The sequence below is a fragment of the Pseudomonas chlororaphis subsp. aurantiaca genome (genome assembly GCF_013466605.1).
GTDB lineage: Bacteria > Pseudomonadota > Gammaproteobacteria > Pseudomonadales > Pseudomonadaceae > Aquipseudomonas > Aquipseudomonas chlororaphis_I.
Map to the genome: position 1 here is coordinate 4,873,846 of NZ_CP059162.1, position 20,547 is coordinate 4,894,392.

Consider the following 20,547-nt stretch of genomic DNA (forward strand, 5'->3'; position numbering starts at 1 on the left):
AACCGGGTTGGTTTGATCCCTCTCGAATCCCCTATCATTGTACTATAAGGTCAAATCGAACCTAGCCTTTTGATACCAGATGTCTACCCTCCGTCCTGGAGACCCAGCCCAACAGCACAATGCCACTATTTGCAACAAAATACAGGCAGTCCTTACCGCAAAGACAGAGCCAGAGTTACAGCCTACCGATATTATCACCCTCTGAAACAAACGAAAAACTTACCCAGTTAAATTGCAGCATCCTCAATGAGCCATACAGAAAAAATCTAGCAGCCGTGGCTACAGCAAAAAAGGCCAGTGTTACTTAATACTAAGTTATGGGACAACCCAATTTAAACCCTATCTGTTTTTTCATATCAACGGAATGCACCTTAAATTTTTTATAAACCATCAACCTTATTCAAGCTATGGTAAAAAAATAATACACCCCCACAAAAAATAGAAAGATTAATTCTCAGGACTTTCTCGAAGCCACCTAATACCGAAGACACTCTTAATTTCAGACAAAGACAATATAGAACAGCATATCAAAATACCGCACAATTACACTTCAAAACATTCAAACCAATAGGAAATCATTACAATCAGCTTTCCCGTTAGCATCAAAAAAACGATACTCTCGACCAAGGCAGGAAATCACCACTCAAGCGCTGCATTACCCACTGAAGAGCGGTCACCCGATGCTATGAGCACAATAGGAATGACTGGCCCTCAAAAGCTCCTATATATGAAACTATCACATATGACTACTGCTTTGAATCAAAGCGAATTATGGTATGAGAATGCATAGTTAGATTACGCAAATAGGAGGCTTAATTTGATGTTGCGCTAAGATCTTTCTGGGGCCATCCATCTCATGATGAAATCATGGGTATAGCGTCAGACTGCAACTGGAAGGATTAAATATAAATGCAATGGATCGCTTATGCTGGGTATGCGGTAGTATATACTTATCAAGCTTGGTTACTATCCTCCAGTGCGCCAGCATTGAATACATAACCAAGAACAAATAAAGGAAAATACGCTAACAACATACCTTCAACTCCATGCAAGCCTCCCTTAGCTACAATAACTGCCCATGGAGTCAGCCACACAATGTTTATAACCGCAACGCTATATGTAACGACTTTATGACTAGAAAAACGACGCGATGCATATTGATAAGCATGGCTTCGATGAGCTTGAAATACTTTATCTCCACGAGCAAATCGCCTAATCAATGTCCAAGTGGCATCGACGATAAATACCCCTAGCAAAATCATCCAACTCCAGAATATTTCAGGAACTATCCAGGCCGCCTGAAGCGCTAACCCTCCTAGAAGAAAACCAAGGAAGCCACTCCCCGCATCACCCATGAAAATCCGCGCCGGGGGGAAGTTCCAGCAAAGAAAGCCTGCCACTGAGGCTGCCAGAATCAGCGGCATCCAGATCAGCTCAGCGACCCCGCCAAGCCAATAAACCAGACAAATTCCCAGGCAAGCGCTGATCGCTTCGACACTGGCCAAACCATCAATGCCATCCATGAAATTATAAAGATTAAGCATCCAGACCAGATAGACCAGGGCCAAAACATTACCAAACCACCCCAGATCAAGTATGACTCCAAAGATCGACATTGGTGGGAGACCGTTTAGCCAAAACAGCCCCCATACCGCCGCAATGAAGTGCCCCAGCAGTCGCCATTTGGCAACGATATGCCCATGGTCATCGGCGAAACCAATCACCGCAACAAGTAGACCGGAGCCCAGAAGGCCATACAATACGGCAAAGCTCAGCAGGTTGAGGCTAGTAAGAATGGGAAGCGCCAGCACAAAGGCGACAACGATTGCCACCCCCCCACCACGAGGCGTAGGGATTGAGTGAGAACTGCGCTCGTTGGGTATATCCATCAAACTCTTAGCCAGAGCGTAACGTCGCAGGACGAGTGTCAGTACACAAGAAGTTGAAAATACCGCAAGTAGCAGCCACCAAAAAATCATTTCACTTGTTTATCCAGATAATGGCTAGCAGTCTGCCGCATAGCTTTGTCCATATTAATGGGAGGAGTCCACCCCAACAACTCGCGGTTCTTGCTGATATCAACCTGCAACGACCCACATATTCGCTGGGCAACGGCTTGTTTCCCCAGTATTGAAGCTGCCAGTTTCAATAGAGACTCAGGCAGCCACAGCAATTGGGCATTTTTGCCCAACGCCTTGGCCAGACGTCGCAACAATTGGGTTGTAGATAAGCATTCACCGTCGCAGACTAAAAAAGTGTGATTCGCAGCAGCAGGATGATCGATGCAAGTAACTACCAAGTCTACCAAGTTTCCGATTGCCACCAGACTCCGCTGGTTACGAATCGCACCCAATGGCAATGGTATACCTCTATTGAGCCAACTTAGCATACTCAGGAAGTTAGCTTTGACTCCCGGCCCATAGACCAATGGCGGGCGGATGATCACCACCTCCATGCCAGTCTCTTGACCAAGCTTTCTCAAGGCTTCCTCCGCTTCGTGCTTGGACACGCTATAAGGATCAACTGGGGCCGGAGAATCATCGGCTTTAAACGATTTGCCCGGGATAGTGCTTTCACCGTTGACCTTGATAGAACTGATGAAGATGAAGCGCTTTACTCCTGATGCGGCAGCGCGCTGTGCCAGCCGGAAAGTCCCTTCCACGTTAATCTTGCGAAATTCAGCCAAAGCGTCCACCGCCGTTTCATTCATCACATGAACGCGGGCGGCAGCATGAATGATCGCATGTACATTATTTAATAAGGGCAAAGGCTTGGGGTTGGTCAGATCGAAGGTGGCTACCGAGCATAAGCCACACAGTCGCGTTACCCCTCGAGCCGCCGCGATTGGGGTGAACTTCTTGTCCAGTAATAGACGAAAGACTACCGCTTCACCGACAAACCCATTTGCCCCTGTCACCAATACCTTTAGGGTTGTCATTGCGTTTTATTCCCTATCAACGCAGTGGCCCAGCAGATAAAAAAGAAAAATACCTTGTCGCGGACCCGGCGTCGGCATTTCCAAGCGCTGAAGGACAACTTGATCAGTTGCCGGCGTCGCAACTGCAACCAAGTTTTCACGAACGGATCGGCACCCTGCCCCACCAGACGAGCTATCAGTTGTACTTGATTGAACCACCAACCGTCATGAATGGTTTTATAGCGAGCTATCAATGGGCTCAACCCAGTATTGGCACCAACCTGATTACGCTCGTGCTGGCGATAGTCCATTGATGGTACGAGATCGATGAACCAGCGGTAACCATGGCTACGAGCAAAGGCATAGCAGTACCAGTCATGTAAGCTGACATCCTGCAGTGGCTGCCAGTTTGCGAGCATCGAAGCCTTCAACGGCCCCACAAGGCTTTGGCTCATTACGTAAGTACAGCCGGGGCCGGCCGCTTCAAACAGAAAGTCCCAGGCAACCTGAGGCTGCGCTTTATCCAGCAGAAGAGTTCTGCCGTCTGGCCAAAAGGCAGTGACGTTGCTGGAGTAGGCATCCACATGATGGGTTTGAAGCACCCGGGTTGCACGCCGCAGTTTGTCCGAATGCCAAACGTCATCCTGATCGGCAAAGGCGATGAAATCGTACCCTTCAAAATCGACATCGCGGATCAGCCTGAAGAAATTACGCGAGGCGCCACCAAAGCTGCCAGCATCCGGCAGCACGACAACGCGAGGATGTTCCGCAGCATAGAGCGCGCACCAAGCTTCTGTTCCGTCAGTAGAAGGGTCAATACTTATGTAGATGGTTATATCGACTGCTGATTGACCAAGGATCGAGACCAACTGTTCTTCGATCCACTGCATGCCATTATAGGCAGCCAGCAAAACTGCGATCTTAGGATATTTCACCGACATATCATTCCTACTTGTACCAACTGAACCTTACTATTCGAAAAGATGAAACGCTCAATTCAGCGCAAGTTATGAATGACTACAGAGCCGATAAATTCAGCTGCATTGGTTACTAGAGTTTTCACGCGACACCATACCCTTGAGCTGACAACAGAACCACCTTAATAGCACCGTCTTATCCATGAATGCAGGATATACCACCGAATCAGTCTGCTATGAAATAGCCCATTTGGATAGGTATCGTAATCACTCACTATCTGTGCAAACGCTACATTTTACATTTAGAAGGTCTTACAAGGATATGGTTAATCTCACGCAACAAAAAGGAGCGAGCCGTGCCGCCAATCCAGTTAGACCAAGCGCCTACGCCGCCCTCTAATAGCAAAGCCAACTAGCCAACCCAACAGCGGACCGATTAGCATGCCAAACAATAAGGCAGTGATTGCGACCAACGATACCGGAAGCTGTGGCCCAACCCAGCCAAGGAATAACAAAGAGACGGATTGCTGATTCTCAAGCACAAAAGCAAGGATCGCCAGAACAAGCAAAAGAATAAGCGCCACGAGAAGTACACGCTTGAGATTACGCATGAACCGCCCCTTGAACCGACCTGGTCAAAGCCCTTCCTCCTCATCTTCGTTCACACGATCGCGCAGCTCTTTGCCTGGCTTGAAATGCGGAACGAACTTGCCATCGAGACTGACAGACTGACCAGTCTTCGGGTTACGCCCGACACGCGGTGCACGATAGTGCAGAGAAAAGCTACCAAAGCCCCGAATCTCAATACGATCTCCGGTTGCCAGGCACTGGGACATTTGCTCAAGCATGGTCTTGATGGCCAGCTCCACATCCTTGGATGAGAGTAGCCCTTGATGGGTGACAATTCGTTCGATCAACTCCGACTTCGTCATATTTTTCCCTTCTTTTTCAAGCAGCTAGATAAGCGCTTCAAAGGTTTTAGCACGACCGAGGGATTTTGAACAGCCCAAGCATTGACTTATCTCGCCCCTTGCGAAAACGCCACAAACGAAGGCATTCAACAGCGCACGAAACGAAAACCCTGCAGCGATTTGACCTCCCACCACGCCATTCTACTAGCGGCATATGACAAGCATGGTTCGCGTGAGGTAACCCGCAGGATTCCAGCCAAAGGGATAGTCACCCTCCTCGTCCTTGGCATCACTGGACCTGGTGATGACTTTGTAGCCATCCCCCTTGCATTCACGCTCAGCGCGCTTGTAGCACTTATCCCATCCAGCCCCAAGACCGGAGCAGTCGATCTCGATGCCACTGACACCACGGACCGCATGGACCTTGGCATTGGTCGTACAACCCACCAAGACTAGAACCGTAAAAACCACGAGGAGATTTTTCATCTACTTCCTTATACCGGGCAATCGCCCCACCTTCATTCAGCTCAAGCAAGCCTGGCCCTGAATAGGTTATTGATCCGCTTAAGAAAATAGACACTCGAATGACTCTATTGGTTTCCCTTCCCCTGATAGAAGCAAGCCAAACCCCAAATCTCAGACACAAAAAAGGGCGACCGAAGTCGCCCTTTTCTATGGCCTGACAGAACTTAGTTCTGCTTTTCCATCTGTGCACGCAGCAGGTCGCCCAGAGTGGTAGGACCAGCAGCGATATCCGAAGCGGCTGGCTTGTCGCGCAGGCTCTGGATAGCTTCTTTCTCGTCTTCAACGTCTTTCGACTTGATCGAGAGCTGGATTACACGGCTCTTACGGTCAACGCTGATGATCTTGGCTTCAACTTCTTCGCCTTCTTTCAGGACGTTACGAGCATCTTCGATGCGATCACGGCTGATTTCGGAGGCTTTCAGAGTCGCTTCGATATCGTTGGCCAGGGTGATGATGGCGCCTTTGGCGTCAACTTCTTTTACAACACCCTTAACGATTGCACCCTTGTCGTTCTCTTGAACGTACTCGGAGAACGGATCGCTTTCCAGTTGCTTGATACCCAGGGAGATGCGCTCACGCTCTGGGTCAACCGACAGGATAACGGTGTCCAGCTCGTCGCCCTTCTTGAAGCGGCGTACGGCTTCTTCGCCCACTTCGTTCCAGGAGATATCGGACAGGTGAACCAGACCGTCGATGCCACCGTCCAGACCAATGAAGATACCGAAATCGGTGATCGACTTGATGGTGCCGGAGATTTTGTCGCCCTTGTTGAACTGGCCAGAGAAATCTTCCCATGGGTTAGATTTGCACTGCTTGATGCCCAGGGAGATACGACGACGCTCTTCGTCGATGTCCAGAACCATAACTTCCACTTCGTCGCCGACTTGCACGACTTTCGAAGGATGGATGTTCTTGTTGGTCCAGTCCATTTCCGAAACGTGCACCAGACCTTCAACGCCTTCTTCCAGCTCAGCGAAGCAGCCGTAGTCGGTCAGGTTGGTTACACGAGCGGTAACGCGAGTGCTTTCTGGGTAACGGGCTTTGATAGCAACCCATGGATCTTCGCCCAGTTGCTTCAGGCCCAGGGAAACACGATTGCGCTCGCGATCGTACTTCAGAACCTTGACATCGATCTCGTCGCCAACGTTGACGATTTCGGAAGGATGCTTGATACGCTTCCAAGCCATGTCGGTGATGTGCAGCAGGCCATCGACGCCACCCAGATCGACGAATGCGCCGTAATCGGTGAGGTTTTTGACGATACCTTTGACTTGCTGACCTTCCTGCAGGGATTCCAGCAGAGCTTCACGCTCAGCGGAGTTCTCGGCTTCGAGGACGCTACGGCGGGAAACGACAACGTTGTTGCGCTTCTGGTCGAGTTTGATGACTTTAAACTCGAGCTCTTTGCCTTCCAGGTGCGTGGTGTCGCGCACTGGACGGACGTCAACCAGAGAACCTGGCAGGAACGCACGGATGCCGTTAACGTCGACAGTGAAGCCGCCTTTAACCTTACCGTTGATAACGCCCTTGACCACTTCTTCGGCTGCGAAGGCTGCTTCCAGAACGATCCAGCATTCAGCGCGCTTGGCTTTTTCACGGGACAGCTTGGTTTCACCAAAGCCGTCTTCAACCGAATCCAGAGCAACGTGAACTTCATCACCAACATTGATGGACAGTTCGCCAGCATCGTTGTAGAACTGCTCAAGCGGGATCAGCGCTTCAGACTTCAGACCAGCGTGAACGGTTACCCAACGCGCTTGGTAGTCGATGTCGACGATAACACCGGTGATGATGGAGCCTGCCTGAAGGTTCAGGGTTTTTAGGCTTTCTTCAAAGAGTTCCGCAAAGCTTTCGCTCATTTTAATTCCTGTTGATAAGGGCGAAGAATACGCCCATCTGCCACATCCCAGACAATGTGGGTTACGTTCATATAAAAGAAGGACCGCAGGACTATGACTGGTCCCCTGCGCTCCTCCTTGGTCACCCGGCGATATCGCGGATGGCGATTTCACTCAAGATGCGTTCCAGCACCTGCTCGATGGACAACTCCGTGGAATCCAGCTGTATAGCGTCAACCGCCGGCTTGAGCGGGGCGACTGCTCGCTGGGTGTCACGCTCATCGCGCGCACGAATCTCATCTAGCAGACTCGACAGACTAACACCATCGACTTTTCCCTTCAACTGCAAGTAACGGCGACGCGCGCGCTCCTCGGCACTTGCAGTGAGAAATATCTTCAGGGGTGCATCGGGAAACACCACTGTCCCCATGTCACGCCCATCGGCCACCAGCCCCGGCGGCTCCTGAAAAGCCCGCTGACGCTGCAGCAGCGCATCACGCACGGCCGGCAGCGCCGCGACCTGGGATGCCCAGGCCCCCACCTGCTCGTTGCGCAAATCGTCGGTGACGTCATCACCTTCCAGGATGATGCGTTGCGGATGACCTTCGGTCGCGCCGACGAACTGCACATCCAGATGAGCCGCCAACAGTTTCAGCGATTCCTCATTGGTCAGGTCGACACCATGATTGCGCGCGGCAAAAGCCAGCAAACGGTACAAGGCACCGGAATCCAACAGACACCAACCCAGGCGCTTGGCCAGAATCCCGGCGATAGTGCCCTTGCCCGAGCCACTTGGCCCATCGATGGTGATGACTGGCGCCTTGATGTTCACGACTGAGCCTCTTGCGCAACACGAATGCCGACCTGCGCGCATAGCGCGAGGAAGTTCGGAAAGGACGTGGCAACGTTGGCGCAGTCATGGATGCGGATTGGCGCATTGGCGCGCAACGAGGCCACGCTGAAGGCCATGGCGATACGGTGATCGCCATGCCCGTGCACTTCGCCGCCGCCAATCTGGCTGCCATCAATGATGATACCGTCCGGCGTCGGCTCACACTTGACGCCCAGGGCCAGCAAGCCGTCGGCCATCACCTGGATGCGGTCGGACTCCTTGACCCGCAGCTCTTCGGCGCCACGCAGCACGGTCCGCCCTTCGGCGCAGGCTGCAGCAACGAACAGCACCGGGAATTCGTCGATCGCCAACGGGACCAACTCTTCCGGAATCTCGACCCCCTTAAGCTTCGCCGCGCGAACACGCAGGTCCGCCACAGGCTCGCCGCCGACTTCACGCTGGTTTTCCAGGCTGATATCAGCCCCCATCAGGCGCAGGATATCGATGACCCCGGTGCGAGTCGGGTTGATGCCAACGTGCTCGAGCACCAGCTCGGAACCTTCGGCGATGGACGCAGCCACCAGGAAGAAGGCCGCCGAGGAGATATCCGCAGGCACCTCGATATGGGTCGCCTGCAGCTTGCCACCGGACTCGACCGAGGCCGTGGCGCCGTCGACCGCTACCGGGTAACCGAAGCCACGCAGCATGCGCTCGGTATGATCACGGGTTGGCGCAGGCTCAGTCACCGTGGTCTTGCCCTCGGCATACAGGCCAGCCAACAGCAGGCAGGACTTAACCTGGGCACTGGCCATTGGCATGGTGTAAGTCAGGCCCTTGAGCTTGTGACCACCACGGATGGTCATCGGCGGACGCCCTTCCGCGGCGGTTTCAATCACCGCCCCCATCTCGCGCAGCGGATTGGCTACGCGATTCATCGGACGCTTGGACAACGAGGCATCGCCCGTCAGCACGCTATCGAAACTCTGCGCAGCCAACAGGCCGGACAGCAGCCGCATCGAGGTGCCGGAGTTGCCCAGGTAGATCGGGCCCGGAGCCGGCTTCAAGCCATGCAGGCCGACACCATGGATGGTCACGCGACCATGGTGCGGGCCTTCGATCACCACGCCCATGTCACGGAAAGCCTGCAGCGTCGCCAGGGCGTCCTCGCCCTCGAGGAAGCCTTCGACTTCGGTAGTACCTTCAGCCAGGGAGCCGAGCATGATCGAACGGTGAGAAATCGACTTGTCGCCTGGTACACGAATCCGCCCAGTCAGGCGGCCACCAGGATTTGCCAGGAAAATCAGGTTATTGGAGTTCATAGCGTCCACATAGGCCCGACGGGCCAGGATTTTACTGAAATGCTCGCGAGCAACCCGGGCGCGAGTGAATACGCCCAACAACTGGTGCCCATCCCCTGCATCGACCGCGTCGCGCAAGGCGTCGAGGTCATTGCGAAATGTATCGAGTGTGCGCAGGACAGCTTCGCGATTGGCGAGGAAGATGTCGTGCCACATGACCGGGTCACTACCGGCGATTCTCGTGAAATCACGGAAACCGCCCGCAGCGTAGCGGAAGATGTCCAGATTTTCACTGCGCTTGGCCAACGAATCGACCAGACCGAATGCCAGCAAGTGCGGCAGATGACTGGTCGCCGCCAGCACTTCATCGTGGCGCTCGACCTGCATGTGCTCGACATCGGCCCCCAGCTCTCGCCAGAGCTTGTCGACCACCGCCAGCGCTGCCGGGTCGGTCTGCTCCAGCGGCGTCAGGATCACCTTGTGGCGACGGAACAACTGGCCATTGGCGGCCTCCACCCCACTCTGCTCGGAACCGGCGATCGGATGCCCCGGGACGAAGCGCGGTGGCATGCTGCCAAAAGCCTCGGTCGCCGCCCGCACTACATTGCCCTTGGCACTGCCGACATCGGTCAGGATCGCCTGCCCCAGATCCATGCCGGCCAGAATCGCCAGTAGCTTTTCCATGGCCAGAATCGGTACCGCCAGCTGGATCACGTCAGCGCCCTGGCACGCCAGCGCCAGGTCTTCTTCACAGCGATCCACCACACCCAGCTCAACGGCCAGCTTGCGCGATTGCGGGTCGAGATCGACGCCGACAACCTCGCGGCATACGCCACTTTCACGCAGGCCCTTGGCAAAGGAACCGCCGATCAGTCCCAGACCGACCACCACCAGGCGACCGATCATAGGCACCGCAGGTTGCACTGGAATGACATCAACCACGAGCCAGAACCTTGGCCAAAGCCTCGAGGAAACGCGTGTTTTCAGCCGGCAAGCCAATGGTCACGCGCAGGTGATTCGGCATGCCGTAGTTGGCCACCGGACGCACGATCACCCCTTCACGCAACAAGCCCTGGAACACCGGCGCGGCAACCCGACCGACATCCACAGCGATGAAGTTGCCCCTGGAAGCGATCCAGCTCAGGCCCAGTTCCCGGAAACCGGCCTCCAGTTGCTGCATGCCCGCCTCGTTCAGGCGACGGGTCTCGGCCAGGTAATCGGTATCCTCCAGCGCCGCACACGCCGCCGCCAGGGCCAGACTGTTGACGTTGAATGGCTGGCGAACGCGATTGAGCACATCAGCCACTGTCGGAGTCGACAAGCCATAACCCACCCGCAACGCGGCCAGGCCGTAGGCCTTGGAAAAGGTTCGCGAAACCAGCAGGTTCGGATAGGCCGCCAGGAAATCCAGGCCATCCGGCAGATCGCTGCCTTCGGCATATTCGATGTACGCCTCGTCCAGCACCACCAGCACATGCGCCGGTACGTCCTGGAGGAACTCGTCCAGCGCCTCGGCGCTGAACCAGGTACCGGTCGGATTGTTCGGGTTGGCGATAAAGACCACCCGGGTATCGGCATCGATGGCCAGCAGCATGGCCGGCAGGTCATGCCCCCAGTCCTTGGCCGGAATCACGCGAGCTTCGGCACCCACGGCCTGGGTAACGATCGGATAGACCGCAAAGGCGTGTTCGCTGAACACCGCATTCAGGCCAGGCGCCAGGTAGGCACGGGCGACCAGTTCCAGGATGTCGTTGGAGCCATTGCCCAGGGTGACCTGCGCCAGCTCGACGCCACAGCGCTCGGCCAGCAGAGTCTTGAGCGCAAAGCCATTGCCATCCGGATAGCGGGTCAGCTCGGCCAGCTCTTCGCGAATCGCCGCCAGCGCCTTGGGGCTGGCGCCCAGCGGGTTTTCGTTGCTCGCCAGCTTGACGATTTTCGCCGGATCGATATCCAGCTCGCGTGCCAGTTCGTCCACGGGCTTGCCCGGAACGTAAGGCGAAAGTTGTTGCACGCCCGGCTGTGCCAGAGCGAGGAAGTCGCCACTCATTGTTAAAGCCTCAGAGAACCGCTTTCGGGTAGGAACCCAGCACCTTGAGTGCCACTGCTTCCTGACTGATCTTTTCCAGCACACCCTTGATCAATGGATCGCGGTGGTGGCCGACGAAGTCGATGAAGAACACATAGGTCCACTTGCCGCTGCGCGAAGGCCGGGTTTCGATACGCGTCAGATCGATGCCGTTGTCATGGAAAGGCACCAGCAGCTCATGCAGGGCGCCAGGCTTGTTGCTCATGGAAACGATGATCGAGGTCTTGTCGTCGCCGGTCGGCGGCACTTCCTGGTTGCCGATCATCAGGAAGCGCGTGGAGTTGTCCGGGCGATCCTCGATTTTCTCGGCCAGACGGGTCAAGCCATACAGGCTCGCCGCCATGTCGCCGGCGATGGCCGCCGAGTTCCACTCGCCCTTGACCCGCTTGGCCGCTTCGGCGTTGCTGGAAACCGCAACCCGCTCGACATTCGGATAATGCGCATCCAGCCACTTGCGGCACTGCGCCAGGGACTGGGCATGGGAGTAGATACGGCTGATGCTGTCGGTCTTGGTGTTTTCACCGACCAGCAGATGATGGTGGATACGCAGCTCGACTTCGCCACAGATCACCATGTCGTGCTCCAGGAAGCTGTCGAGGGTGTGGTTGACCGCACCCTCGGTGGAGTTTTCCACAGGCACCACGCCAAAGTTCACCGCACCCGCCGCCACTTCACGGAACACTTCGTCGATCGCCGCCATCGGCTTGCTGATCACCGCGTGACCGAAGTGCTTCATGGCCGCGGCCTGGGTGAAGGTGCCTTCCGGACCGAGGTAGGCCACTTTCAGTGGCTGCTCGAGCGCCAGGCAGGACGACATGATTTCACGGAACAGCCGCGCCATCTCTTCGTTGCCCAACGGCCCCTGGTTGCGCTCCATCACCCGCTTGAGCACCTGAGCTTCACGCTCAGGACGATAGAACACCGGCACTTCGCCTTCGGCCAGCGAGGCCATCTTTACTCGCGCGACTTCCTGGGCGCAGCGCGCGCGCTCACTGATCAACTCCAGGACTTTCTCGTCCAGAGCGTCAATGCGCAGGCGCAGTGCCTTGAGTTCTTGCTCAGACATTAGCCGTGTTCCTTCTCGAACTCTGCCATGTACGCCACCAGCGCGTTGACCGCATTGATGTCGACGGCGTTGTAGATGGAGGCGCGCATGCCGCCTACCGAACGGTGACCCTTGAGGTTCAACAGGCCACGCGCGTCGGCACCGGCCAGGAACGGCTTGTCCAGACGGTCATCGGCCAGGCGGAACGGTACGTTCATCCACGAGCGGTCCGACTTGTTGATCGGGTTGCTGTACAGGCCGCTGGCGTCGATGAAGTCGTACAGGGTGCGCTGCTTGACGTCATTGAGCTTGGCGATGGCTTCCACCCCACCCTGCTCCTTGAGCCACTCGAACACCAGGCCGGACAGGTACCAGGCCAGGGTCGGCGGAGTGTTGTACATCGAACCGTTGTCTGCCGCGACCTTGTAGTCGAGCATGGTCGGGCACAGCGAACGCGCACGACCCAGCAGGTCCTCGCGAACGATATTGACCAGGATGCCGCTCGGGCCGATGTTTTTCTGCGCACCGGCGTAGATCATGCCGAAACGGGAGATATCCACAGGGCGCGAGAGGATGTCGGAAGACATGTCGGCCACCAGCGGAACGTCGCCGGTTTCCGGGATCCACTGGAATTCCAGGCCGCCGATGGTTTCGTTCGGTGCGTAGTGCACGTAGGCCGCGTCTTTCGACAGCTGCCATTCGTTCTGGCCAGGGATAGCGAAGTAATCGTAAGGCTTGGCGGTGGCAGCCACATTGACATGGCCGTAGCGCGAGGCTTCTTCAATGGCCTTCTGCGACCAGATACCGGTGTCGATATAGTCGGCAGTGCCATTTTCCGGCAGCAGGTTCAGTGGAGTCTGAGCAAATTGCTGGCTCGCGCCGCCTTGCAGAAACAGCACTTTATAGTTCGAGGGGATATTCAGCAGATCACGCAGATCCTGCTCGGCCTTGGTGGCGATGGAGACGAACTCATCGCTGCGATGGCTCATCTCCATGACCGACAGGCCCTTGCCATGCCAATCCAGCAATTCGGCCTGGGCACGCAACAGGACAGCTTCAGGTAGCGCAGCGGGACCTGCGCAGAAGTTATAGGCTCGTTTGCTCACATCCACTCTCGCTATGCATTCACGGTAGCGGACAGAGCAAACACTCTGCCCTGCTACGATTTATTTAGTCTTGCGACTCTTCTTCGCCTGCGGCGTCAGCCTGTTGGCCTTCGACGGCATCATCCGAGTCGGTCGCCGCATCCAGCACGGCGCCCTCGAGCACCTCGCCATCTTCGTCTTCCAATTCGTCGCCTTCGACTTCGGACGGCTCCTGAACCCGCTCCAGGCCTACCAGCGTTTCGTCGTTGGCCAGCTTGATCAAGGTCACGCCCTGGGTGTTACGGCCCAGGCTGGACACTTCGTCGACCCGGGTGCGCACCAGGGTGCCCTGGTCGGAAATCAGCATGATTTCCTCGCCGTCGAGCACCTGAACCGCGCCGACCAGGCGGCCGTTACGCTCGTTGCTGACCATGGCGATAACGCCCTGACCGCCACGCTTGTACTCAGGGAACTCGGTGATCGCCGTACGCTTGCCATAACCACGCGCCGAAGCGGTGAGGATCTGGCTGCCTTCTTCCGGGATCAGCATGGAGATCAGCTTCTGCCCTTCCGGCAGACGCATGCCGCGCACACCGCGGGCGGTACGACCCATGGCACGAACGTCGGACTCCTTGAAGCGAGTCACCTTGCCACCATCGGAGAACAGCATGACTTCGCGCTCGCCATCGGTGATCGCGGCGGAAATCAGCACATCGCCCTCGTCCAGTTCCAGCGCGATCAAACCGACGCTGCGCTGACGGCTGAAGGATTCCAGCGGGGTCTTCTTCACGGTGCCGTTGGCGGTCGCCATGAAGATGTAGTGACCTTCGGTGTACTCCTCGACCGGCAGCATGGTGGTGATGTATTCACCATCGTCCAGCGGCAGCAGGTTGACCAGCGGACGGCCGCGGGCGGCACGGGAAGCCTCGGGGATTTCGTAGGTTTTCAGCCAGTAGACCTTGCCCTTGCTGGAGAACAGCAGCAACGTGGTGTGACTGTTGGCCACCAGCAGGTGAGCGATGTAGTCCTCATCCTTGACGCCGGTCGCCGACTTGCCTTTACCGCCACGACGCTGGGCCTGGTACGCAGCCAGCGGCTGGGTCTTGGCATAGCCGCCGTGGGAAATGGTCACGACGCGCTCTTCTTCCGGAATCATGTCGCCCAGGGTCAGGTCGAGACGGGCATCGAGGATCTCGGTGCGGCGCACGTCGCCGTATTCGGCGCGAATCACTTCCAGCTCTTCGCGGATCACTTCCATCAGGCGCGTGGCGCTGTTGAGGATGCGGATCAGCTCGCCGATCTGGTTGAGGATCTCCTGGTACTCGGCCAGCAGCTTTTCATGCTCGAGGCCGGTCAGGCGGTGCAGGCGCAACTCCAGGATGGCCTGTGCCTGCTCTGGCGACAGGAAGTACTTGCCGTCGCGCAGACCGTATTGCGGATCGAGGTTCTCCGGACGGCAGGAGTCCGCGCCGGCACGCTCGACCATGGTCATCACCGCACTGGACTCCCAAGGTGTGCTGACCAGCGCCTCCTTGGCTTCCGACGGGGTCGGCGAGGCCTTGATCAGGGCGATGACCGGGTCGATGTTCGACAGGGCAACGGCCTGGCCTTCGAGAATATGGCCACGCTCACGAGCCTTGCGCAGTTCGAATACGGTGCGGCGGGTCACCACTTCACGGCGGTGACGCACGAAGGCTTCCAGCAAGTCCTTCAGGTTGAGGATCCGCGGACGACCGTCGATCAGCGCAACGATGTTGATACCGAACACGCTCTGCAGCTGGGTCTGGGCGTAGAGGTTGTTGAGGATCACCTCCGGCACTTCGCCACGACGCAGCTCGATCACTACGCGCATACCGTCCTTGTCGGACTCGTCGCGCAGCTCTGTGATGCCTTCGAGCTTCTTCTCCTTGACCAGCTCGGCGATCTTCTCGATCAGGCGCGCCTTGTTCAACTGGTAAGGCAGCTCGGTGATGACGATCTGCTGGCGGCCACCGACCTTGTCGATGTCCTCAATGATCGAGCGGGCACGCATGTAAATGCGTCCGCGACCGGTACGGTAGGCTTCGATGATGCCTTCGCGACCGTTGATGATCGCCGCGGTCGGGAAGTCCGGGCCCGGGATGTGCTGCATCAGCTCATCGACGGTCAGTTCCGGGTTGTCGATCAGCGCCAGGCAACCGTCGATGACTTCGCCGAGGTTGTGCGGTGGAATGTTGGTCGCCATGCCCACGGCGATACCGCTGGAGCCGTTGACCAGCAGGTTGGGGATCTTGGTCGGCATGACCGCGGGGATCAGTTCGGTGCCGTCGTAGTTCGGCACCCAGTCCACGGTTTCCTTGTGCAGGTCGGCCAGCAGCTCGTGCGCCAGCTTGGTCATGCGCACTTCGGTGTATCGCATGGCCGCCGCGTTGTCGCCGTCGACCGAACCGAAGTTACCCTGGCCGTCTACCAGCAGGTAGCGCAGGGAGAATGGCTGGGCCATACGAACGATGGTGTCGTACACCGCGGTATCACCGTGCGGGTGATACTTACCGATCACGTCACCGACAACACGGGCAGATTTCTTGTACGGCTTGTTCCAGTCGTTACCGAGCTCGCTCATCGCGTACAGCACACGCCGGTGCACAGGCTTCAAGCCATCGCGCGCATCAGGCAGTGCCCGCCCGACGATTACGCTCATCGCGTAGTCGAGATAGGACTGTTTCAGCTCGTCTTCGATATTGACCGGGAGGATTTCTTTGGCCAGTTCGCCCATGAGAAGCCTGATTCCTTTTTCTGGTGAAACTTCGTCACATCCATATGGGACGAACGAAGCTCGCCGCTGCAGGCCTAGTGCCATGCACCGACTTACGACAAATCAACAAGTTATGCCATGGATTTGCGCAGTGAAGGCGGTCACTTCGGACCACCTTGGAAACCGCCGGATTTTATCACAATCGCCGCCACGCACCTATCCCCCTGATGCGCATGGAGCATAGTTAGTTGACCGGTGACAGGCTGATAAGAGACGAGAGAAGCTCAGAGGCGGATTTCGCGCATAAACGCGGACATTTTCCGGACTGACGACCGCCCCTCGACAGCCGCCAGCGAAACTTTTTGCAAAATGACCTCAGTGCAGGCGCTTGCGGCACATCAATTGGGTCATTTTTGCGGTGTCGGGACGCTCGACTATGCCTTTCTCGGTGACGATGGCGTCGATCAGGTCCGCCGGGGTGACGTCGAATACCGGGTTGTAGGCCTCCACATCCGCCCCTACCCGCTTGCCGCCGATCTCAAGCAGCTCCTTGCCATCACGCTCCTCGATCGGAATGTCGTCGCCGCTGGCCAGGGCCATGTCGATGGTCGAACTCGGCGCGACCACCATGAAACGCACCCCGTGGTGCATCGCATTGACCGCCAGTTGATAGGTGCCGATCTTGTTCGCCACGTCGCCGTTGGCGGTAATGCGGTCGGCGCCGACGATCACCCAGGTCACGCCCTTGGTTTTCATGATGTGCGCAGCGGCGGAGTCGGCATTCAAGGTCACAGGGATGCCTTCGTTGGCCAGCTCCCAGGCGGTCAGCCGCGAGCCTTGCAACCAGGGACGGGTCTCATTGGCATACACTCGCTCGACCATACCCTCGATAAAGGCCCCGCGAATCACCCCCAGGGCCGTGCCGAAGCCTCCGGTCGCCAGGGCGCCGGTGTTGCAATGGGTCAGGATGGCCTGGGCATTGCCCTGATGCCGGCGAATCAGATCGACACCCAGCTGGGCCATGGTCAGGTTGGCTTCGCGGTCGCTTTCATGAATGGCCAGGGCTTCCGCTTCCAGCACCGCCAACGGGTCGGCGTGGTCCTTGAGGCGCTCCAGGCGCTCATGCATGCGGTTCAGCGCCCAGAACAGGTTGACCGCGGTCGGGCGCGAGTCGGCGAGCAGCGTGAAGTCTTCTTCCATCGCCGCCTGCCAGTCGCCACCGGCGGCAAAGCGCGCACGCGCCGCCAGGACCACGCCATAGGCGGCGCTGATGCCGATCGCCGGCGCGCCACGCACTACCATTTCGCGAATGGCCTGTGCGACGCCGGCCGCACTGGTGTAGGCGATCCAGCTTTCTTCGAAGGGCAAAATACGCTGATCGAGCAGATACAGGGCGTCATCCCGCCAATCGATGGCCTTCACCTTCTCCGCAGCCAACAGTCGGTCGCGCATCCTTCACCCCGCACTCATGAACAAAAGCCGCCGATTATAGCGATCCCCCGGCGAAGACGCTCGGGTATACTTCGCCATCCTCCACAAACGCCCTGGAACCGATCTTCGATGCCGAACCCTGTCGTTGCGCTCGACCTACTCCTGTTGCCGACCTGGCTGGTGCCTGTTGAACCGGCCGGCGTAGTGCTCAAGGAGCACGGCCTGGGCATCCGCGACGGCCGCATCGTGTTCATCGGCCCGCGTGCCGACGCCTTGAAGCTGCAGGCTACCGAGGTCCGCGAGCTGCCTGGCATGCTGCTCAGCCCCGGCCTGATCAATGCCCACGGCCACGCGGCGATGACCCTGTTCCGCGGCCTGGCCGACGACCTGCCGCTGATGACCTGGCTGGAAAACCACATCTGGCCCGCCGAGGCCAAATGGGTCGATGAAGCCTTCGTCCGCGACGGTACCGACCTGGCCATCGCCGAACAGCTCAAAGGCGGCATCAGCTGTTTTTCCGACATGTACTTCTTCCCGAAGGTTGCCAGCGAACGCGTGCACAACAGCGGCATTCGGGCGCAGATCGCCATTCCGATCCTCGACTTTCCGATTCCGGGCGCCCACAGCACCGACGAGGCCATCCGCCAGGGCGTCGAGCTGTTCAGCGACCTCAAGCATCATCCGCGCATCAAGATCACCTTCGGCCCCCACGCGCCCTATACGGTCGGCGACGAAAACCTGGAGAAGATCCGGATCATTGCCGAAGAACTCGATGCATCCATTCATATGCATGTCCATGAAACCGCCTTCGAGGTGGAACAGGCCATCGCCCGGCATGGCGAACGGCCCCTGGCCCGCCTGGCCCGGCTGGGACTGCTCGGGCCGCGCTTCCAGGCCGTACACATGACCCAAATCAGCGATGACGACCTGGCTTTGCTGGTAGAAACCAACAGCAATGTCATTCATTGCCCGGAGTCGAACCTGAAACTGGCCAGCGGCTTCTGCCCGGTGGAACGGCTGTGGCAGGCTGGCGTCAATGTTGCAGTAGGCACCGACGGGGCCGCCAGCAACAACGACCTGGACCTGCTCGGCGAAACCCGCACCGCCGCGCTGCTGGCCAAGGCCGTGGCGGGCTCGGCCACCGCCCTGAATGCCCACCAGGCACTGCGCATGGCCACGCTCAACGGCGCGCGGGCCCTGGGCCTGGAGAGTGAAATCGGCTCGCTGGAACTCGGCAAGGCCGCGGACCTGGTGGCCTTCGACCTGTCCGGCCTGGCGCAGCAACCGATCTACGACCCGGTTTCGCAGCTTATATATGCCACCGGCCGCGATTGCGTGAAACACCTTTGGGTCGCCGGCAAGCAATTGCTCGACGACCGGCGCCTGACGCGCCTGGACGAACAACAGCTGCACGCCACGGCGACAGCCTGGGGCCGGCGCATCAGCGGCCATACCGAATAGCAGGAACCCTCGAGCCGCGGCTCGAGACCGATAGCAAGCATTTTCCAGATTCAGAGGATTACCCATGAGCAACGTCGACCACGCCGAAATCGCCAAATTCGAAGCCCTCGCCCATCGCTGGTGGGACCGCGAAAGCGAATTCAAACCGCTGCACGATATCAACCCGCTGCGGGTCAACTGGATTGACGAGCGCGTCAACCTGGCCGGCAAGAAAGTCCTCGACGTCGGTTGCGGCGGCGGCATCCTCAGCGAAGCCATGGCCCAGCGCGGCGCCACGGTAACCGGCATCGACATGGGCGAGGCCCCGCTGGCGGTGGCACAGCTGCATCAACTGGAGTCCGGGGTGAACGTCGAATACCGGCAGATCACCGCCGAAGCCCTGGCCGAGGAAATGCCCGAGCAGTTCGACGTCGTCACCTGCCTGGAGATGCTCGAGCACGTACCGGATCCGTCCTCGGTGATCCGCGCCTGCTTCCGCATGGTCAAGCCCGGCGGCCAGGTGTTCTTCTCCACCATCAACCGCAACCCGAAGGCTTACCTGTTCGCCATCATCGGCGCCGAATACATCATGAAGCTGCTGCCACGCGGCACCCATGACTTCAAGAAATTCATCCGTCCTTCCGAACTGGGCGCCTGGAGCCGCGACGCCGGCCTGACCGTCAAGGACATCATCGGCCTGACCTACAACCCGCTGACCAAGCACTACAAGCTGGCCGCCGACGTCGACGTCAACTACATGATCCAGACCCTGCGAGAGGAATAAGCCCATGCGTATCAGAGCAGTTCTTTTCGACATGGACGGCACCCTGCTCGACACCGCGCCGGACTTCATTGCCATCTGCCAGGCCATGCGCGCCGACCGCGGCCTGGCGCCGATCGCGGACAAGCATATCCGTGACGAAATCTCCGGCGGCGCGCGGGCGATGGTGGCCGTGACCTTCTCGATGGACCCGGAGTCCCCGGGCTTCGAGGAGCTGCGCCTGGAGTTCCTCGAACGCTACCTCAAGCATTGCGCGGTGCACAGCAAGCTGTTCGACGGCATGGCCGAGCTGCTGGCCGATATCGAAAAGGCCAATCTGATCTGGGGCGTGGTCACCAACAAGCCGGTGCGCTTTGCCGAGCCGATCATGCAGCAGCTGGGCCTGGCGGAACGTTCCGCCCTGCTGATCTGCCCGGATCACGTGAAGAACAGCAAACCTGACCCGGAGCCGTTGATCCTGGCATGCAAGATGCTCGACCTCGACCCGGCCAGCGTACTGTTCGTCGGCGACGACCTGCGCGACATCGAATCGGGCCGCGATGCAGGCACCAGGACCGCCGCCGTGACCTACGGCTACATCCATCCGGACGACAATCCCAAGCATTGGGGCGCCGACGTGGTGGTCGATCACCCACTGGAACTGCGCCAGGTCCTGGATCAGGCGCTGTGCAGCTGCTGACCGCCCAGGCTTTCGCTTCTGATTTCCC

17 protein-coding genes are annotated in these 20,547 nt (G+C 57.9%); 3 read left to right on the plus strand and 14 right to left on the minus strand.

Annotated elements, in window-relative coordinates; genetic code table 11:
- Nucleotides 1-953: 953 nt before the first annotated feature.
- The 14 genes from H0I86_RS21875 to mtnA form a co-directional block, all read right to left on the minus strand.
- Complete coding sequence (locus tag H0I86_RS21875; protein ID WP_180922159.1) at nt 954-1,979, minus strand: MraY family glycosyltransferase; 1,026 nt, start codon at nt 1,977-1,979, stop codon at nt 954-956.
- Nucleotides 1,976-2,938, minus strand: coding sequence for a UDP-glucose 4-epimerase family protein (locus tag H0I86_RS21880; protein ID WP_180922160.1), 963 nt, complete (start codon nt 2,936-2,938; stop codon nt 1,976-1,978). Before H0I86_RS21880 ends, H0I86_RS21875 begins: the two co-directional genes overlap by 4 nt.
- Entirely contained in the window at nt 2,935-3,858 is a 924-nt protein-coding gene (locus tag H0I86_RS21885; protein WP_180922161.1) for a glycosyltransferase, read from the minus strand. Before H0I86_RS21885 ends, H0I86_RS21880 begins: the two co-directional genes overlap by 4 nt.
- A gap of 347 nt (nt 3,859-4,205) precedes the next feature.
- The gene (locus H0I86_RS21890; RefSeq protein WP_016704362.1) at nt 4,206-4,445 is read right to left on the minus strand and encodes a LapA family protein; all 240 of its coding nucleotides are present in this window, start codon (nt 4,443-4,445) and stop codon (nt 4,206-4,208) included.
- Between the two features lie 24 nt (nt 4,446-4,469).
- Nucleotides 4,470-4,766: an integration host factor subunit beta gene (gene ihfB, locus H0I86_RS21895; RefSeq protein ID WP_003369729.1), complete on the minus strand. Its 297-nt coding sequence runs from the start codon at nt 4,764-4,766 to the stop codon at nt 4,470-4,472.
- Between the two features lie 183 nt (nt 4,767-4,949).
- Nucleotides 4,950-5,231, minus strand: a complete 282-nt coding sequence (locus H0I86_RS21900; protein ID WP_180922162.1) for a hypothetical protein — start codon at nt 5,229-5,231, stop codon at nt 4,950-4,952.
- A 203-nt stretch (nt 5,232-5,434) separates the two neighbouring features.
- A complete protein-coding gene (gene rpsA, locus H0I86_RS21905) occupies nt 5,435-7,129 on the minus strand; it encodes a 30S ribosomal protein S1 (protein WP_007931318.1) in 1,695 nt (564 codons plus the stop codon).
- 121 nt (nt 7,130-7,250) lie between these two features.
- Entirely contained in the window at nt 7,251-7,940 is a 690-nt protein-coding gene (gene cmk / locus H0I86_RS21910; RefSeq protein WP_007931317.1) for a (d)CMP kinase, read from the minus strand.
- The gene (locus tag H0I86_RS21915; protein WP_180925894.1) at nt 7,937-10,144 is read right to left on the minus strand and encodes a bifunctional prephenate dehydrogenase/3-phosphoshikimate 1-carboxyvinyltransferase; all 2,208 of its coding nucleotides are present in this window, start codon (nt 10,142-10,144) and stop codon (nt 7,937-7,939) included. Before H0I86_RS21915 ends, cmk begins: the two co-directional genes overlap by 4 nt.
- Before the next feature lie 28 nt (nt 10,145-10,172).
- Nucleotides 10,173-11,285, minus strand: a complete 1,113-nt coding sequence (hisC, locus tag H0I86_RS21920) for a histidinol-phosphate transaminase (protein WP_180922163.1) — start codon at nt 11,283-11,285, stop codon at nt 10,173-10,175.
- Between the two features lie 10 nt (nt 11,286-11,295).
- Nucleotides 11,296-12,390: a prephenate dehydratase gene (gene pheA / locus H0I86_RS21925; RefSeq protein ID WP_009045010.1), complete on the minus strand. Its 1,095-nt coding sequence runs from the start codon at nt 12,388-12,390 to the stop codon at nt 11,296-11,298.
- Nucleotides 12,390-13,475 carry a 3-phosphoserine/phosphohydroxythreonine transaminase gene (gene serC, locus H0I86_RS21930; protein WP_180922164.1) on the minus strand — a complete coding sequence of 362 codons (1,086 nt, stop codon included), beginning with the start codon at nt 13,473-13,475 and terminating at the stop codon, nt 12,390-12,392. Before serC ends, pheA begins: the two co-directional genes overlap by 1 nt.
- A 64-nt stretch (nt 13,476-13,539) precedes the next feature.
- On the minus strand, nt 13,540-16,209 hold the full coding sequence (gene gyrA / locus H0I86_RS21935; RefSeq protein WP_009050168.1) for a DNA gyrase subunit A: 2,670 nt from the start codon (nt 16,207-16,209) through the stop codon (nt 13,540-13,542).
- A 354-nt stretch (nt 16,210-16,563) separates the two neighbouring features.
- Nucleotides 16,564-17,640 carry an S-methyl-5-thioribose-1-phosphate isomerase gene (mtnA, locus tag H0I86_RS21940; protein ID WP_180922165.1) on the minus strand — a complete coding sequence of 359 codons (1,077 nt, stop codon included), beginning with the start codon at nt 17,638-17,640 and terminating at the stop codon, nt 16,564-16,566.
- A 108-nt stretch (nt 17,641-17,748) separates the two neighbouring features.
- Between mtnA and H0I86_RS21945 the strand changes: the two genes are divergently transcribed.
- From H0I86_RS21945 to mupP, 3 genes are all read left to right on the plus strand, one after another.
- Nucleotides 17,749-19,080, plus strand: coding sequence for a TRZ/ATZ family hydrolase (locus tag H0I86_RS21945; RefSeq protein ID WP_180922166.1), 1,332 nt, complete (start codon nt 17,749-17,751; stop codon nt 19,078-19,080).
- A gap of 64 nt (nt 19,081-19,144) precedes the next feature.
- Nucleotides 19,145-19,843 (plus strand): bifunctional 2-polyprenyl-6-hydroxyphenol methylase/3-demethylubiquinol 3-O-methyltransferase UbiG, encoded by a 699-nt coding sequence (ubiG, locus tag H0I86_RS21950; protein ID WP_007932212.1) that lies wholly within the window; start codon nt 19,145-19,147, stop codon nt 19,841-19,843.
- A gap of 4 nt (nt 19,844-19,847) precedes the next feature.
- Nucleotides 19,848-20,519, plus strand: coding sequence for an N-acetylmuramic acid 6-phosphate phosphatase MupP (mupP, locus tag H0I86_RS21955; protein WP_009045015.1), 672 nt, complete (start codon nt 19,848-19,850; stop codon nt 20,517-20,519).
- The last annotated feature ends 28 nt before the right edge of the window (nt 20,520-20,547 follow it).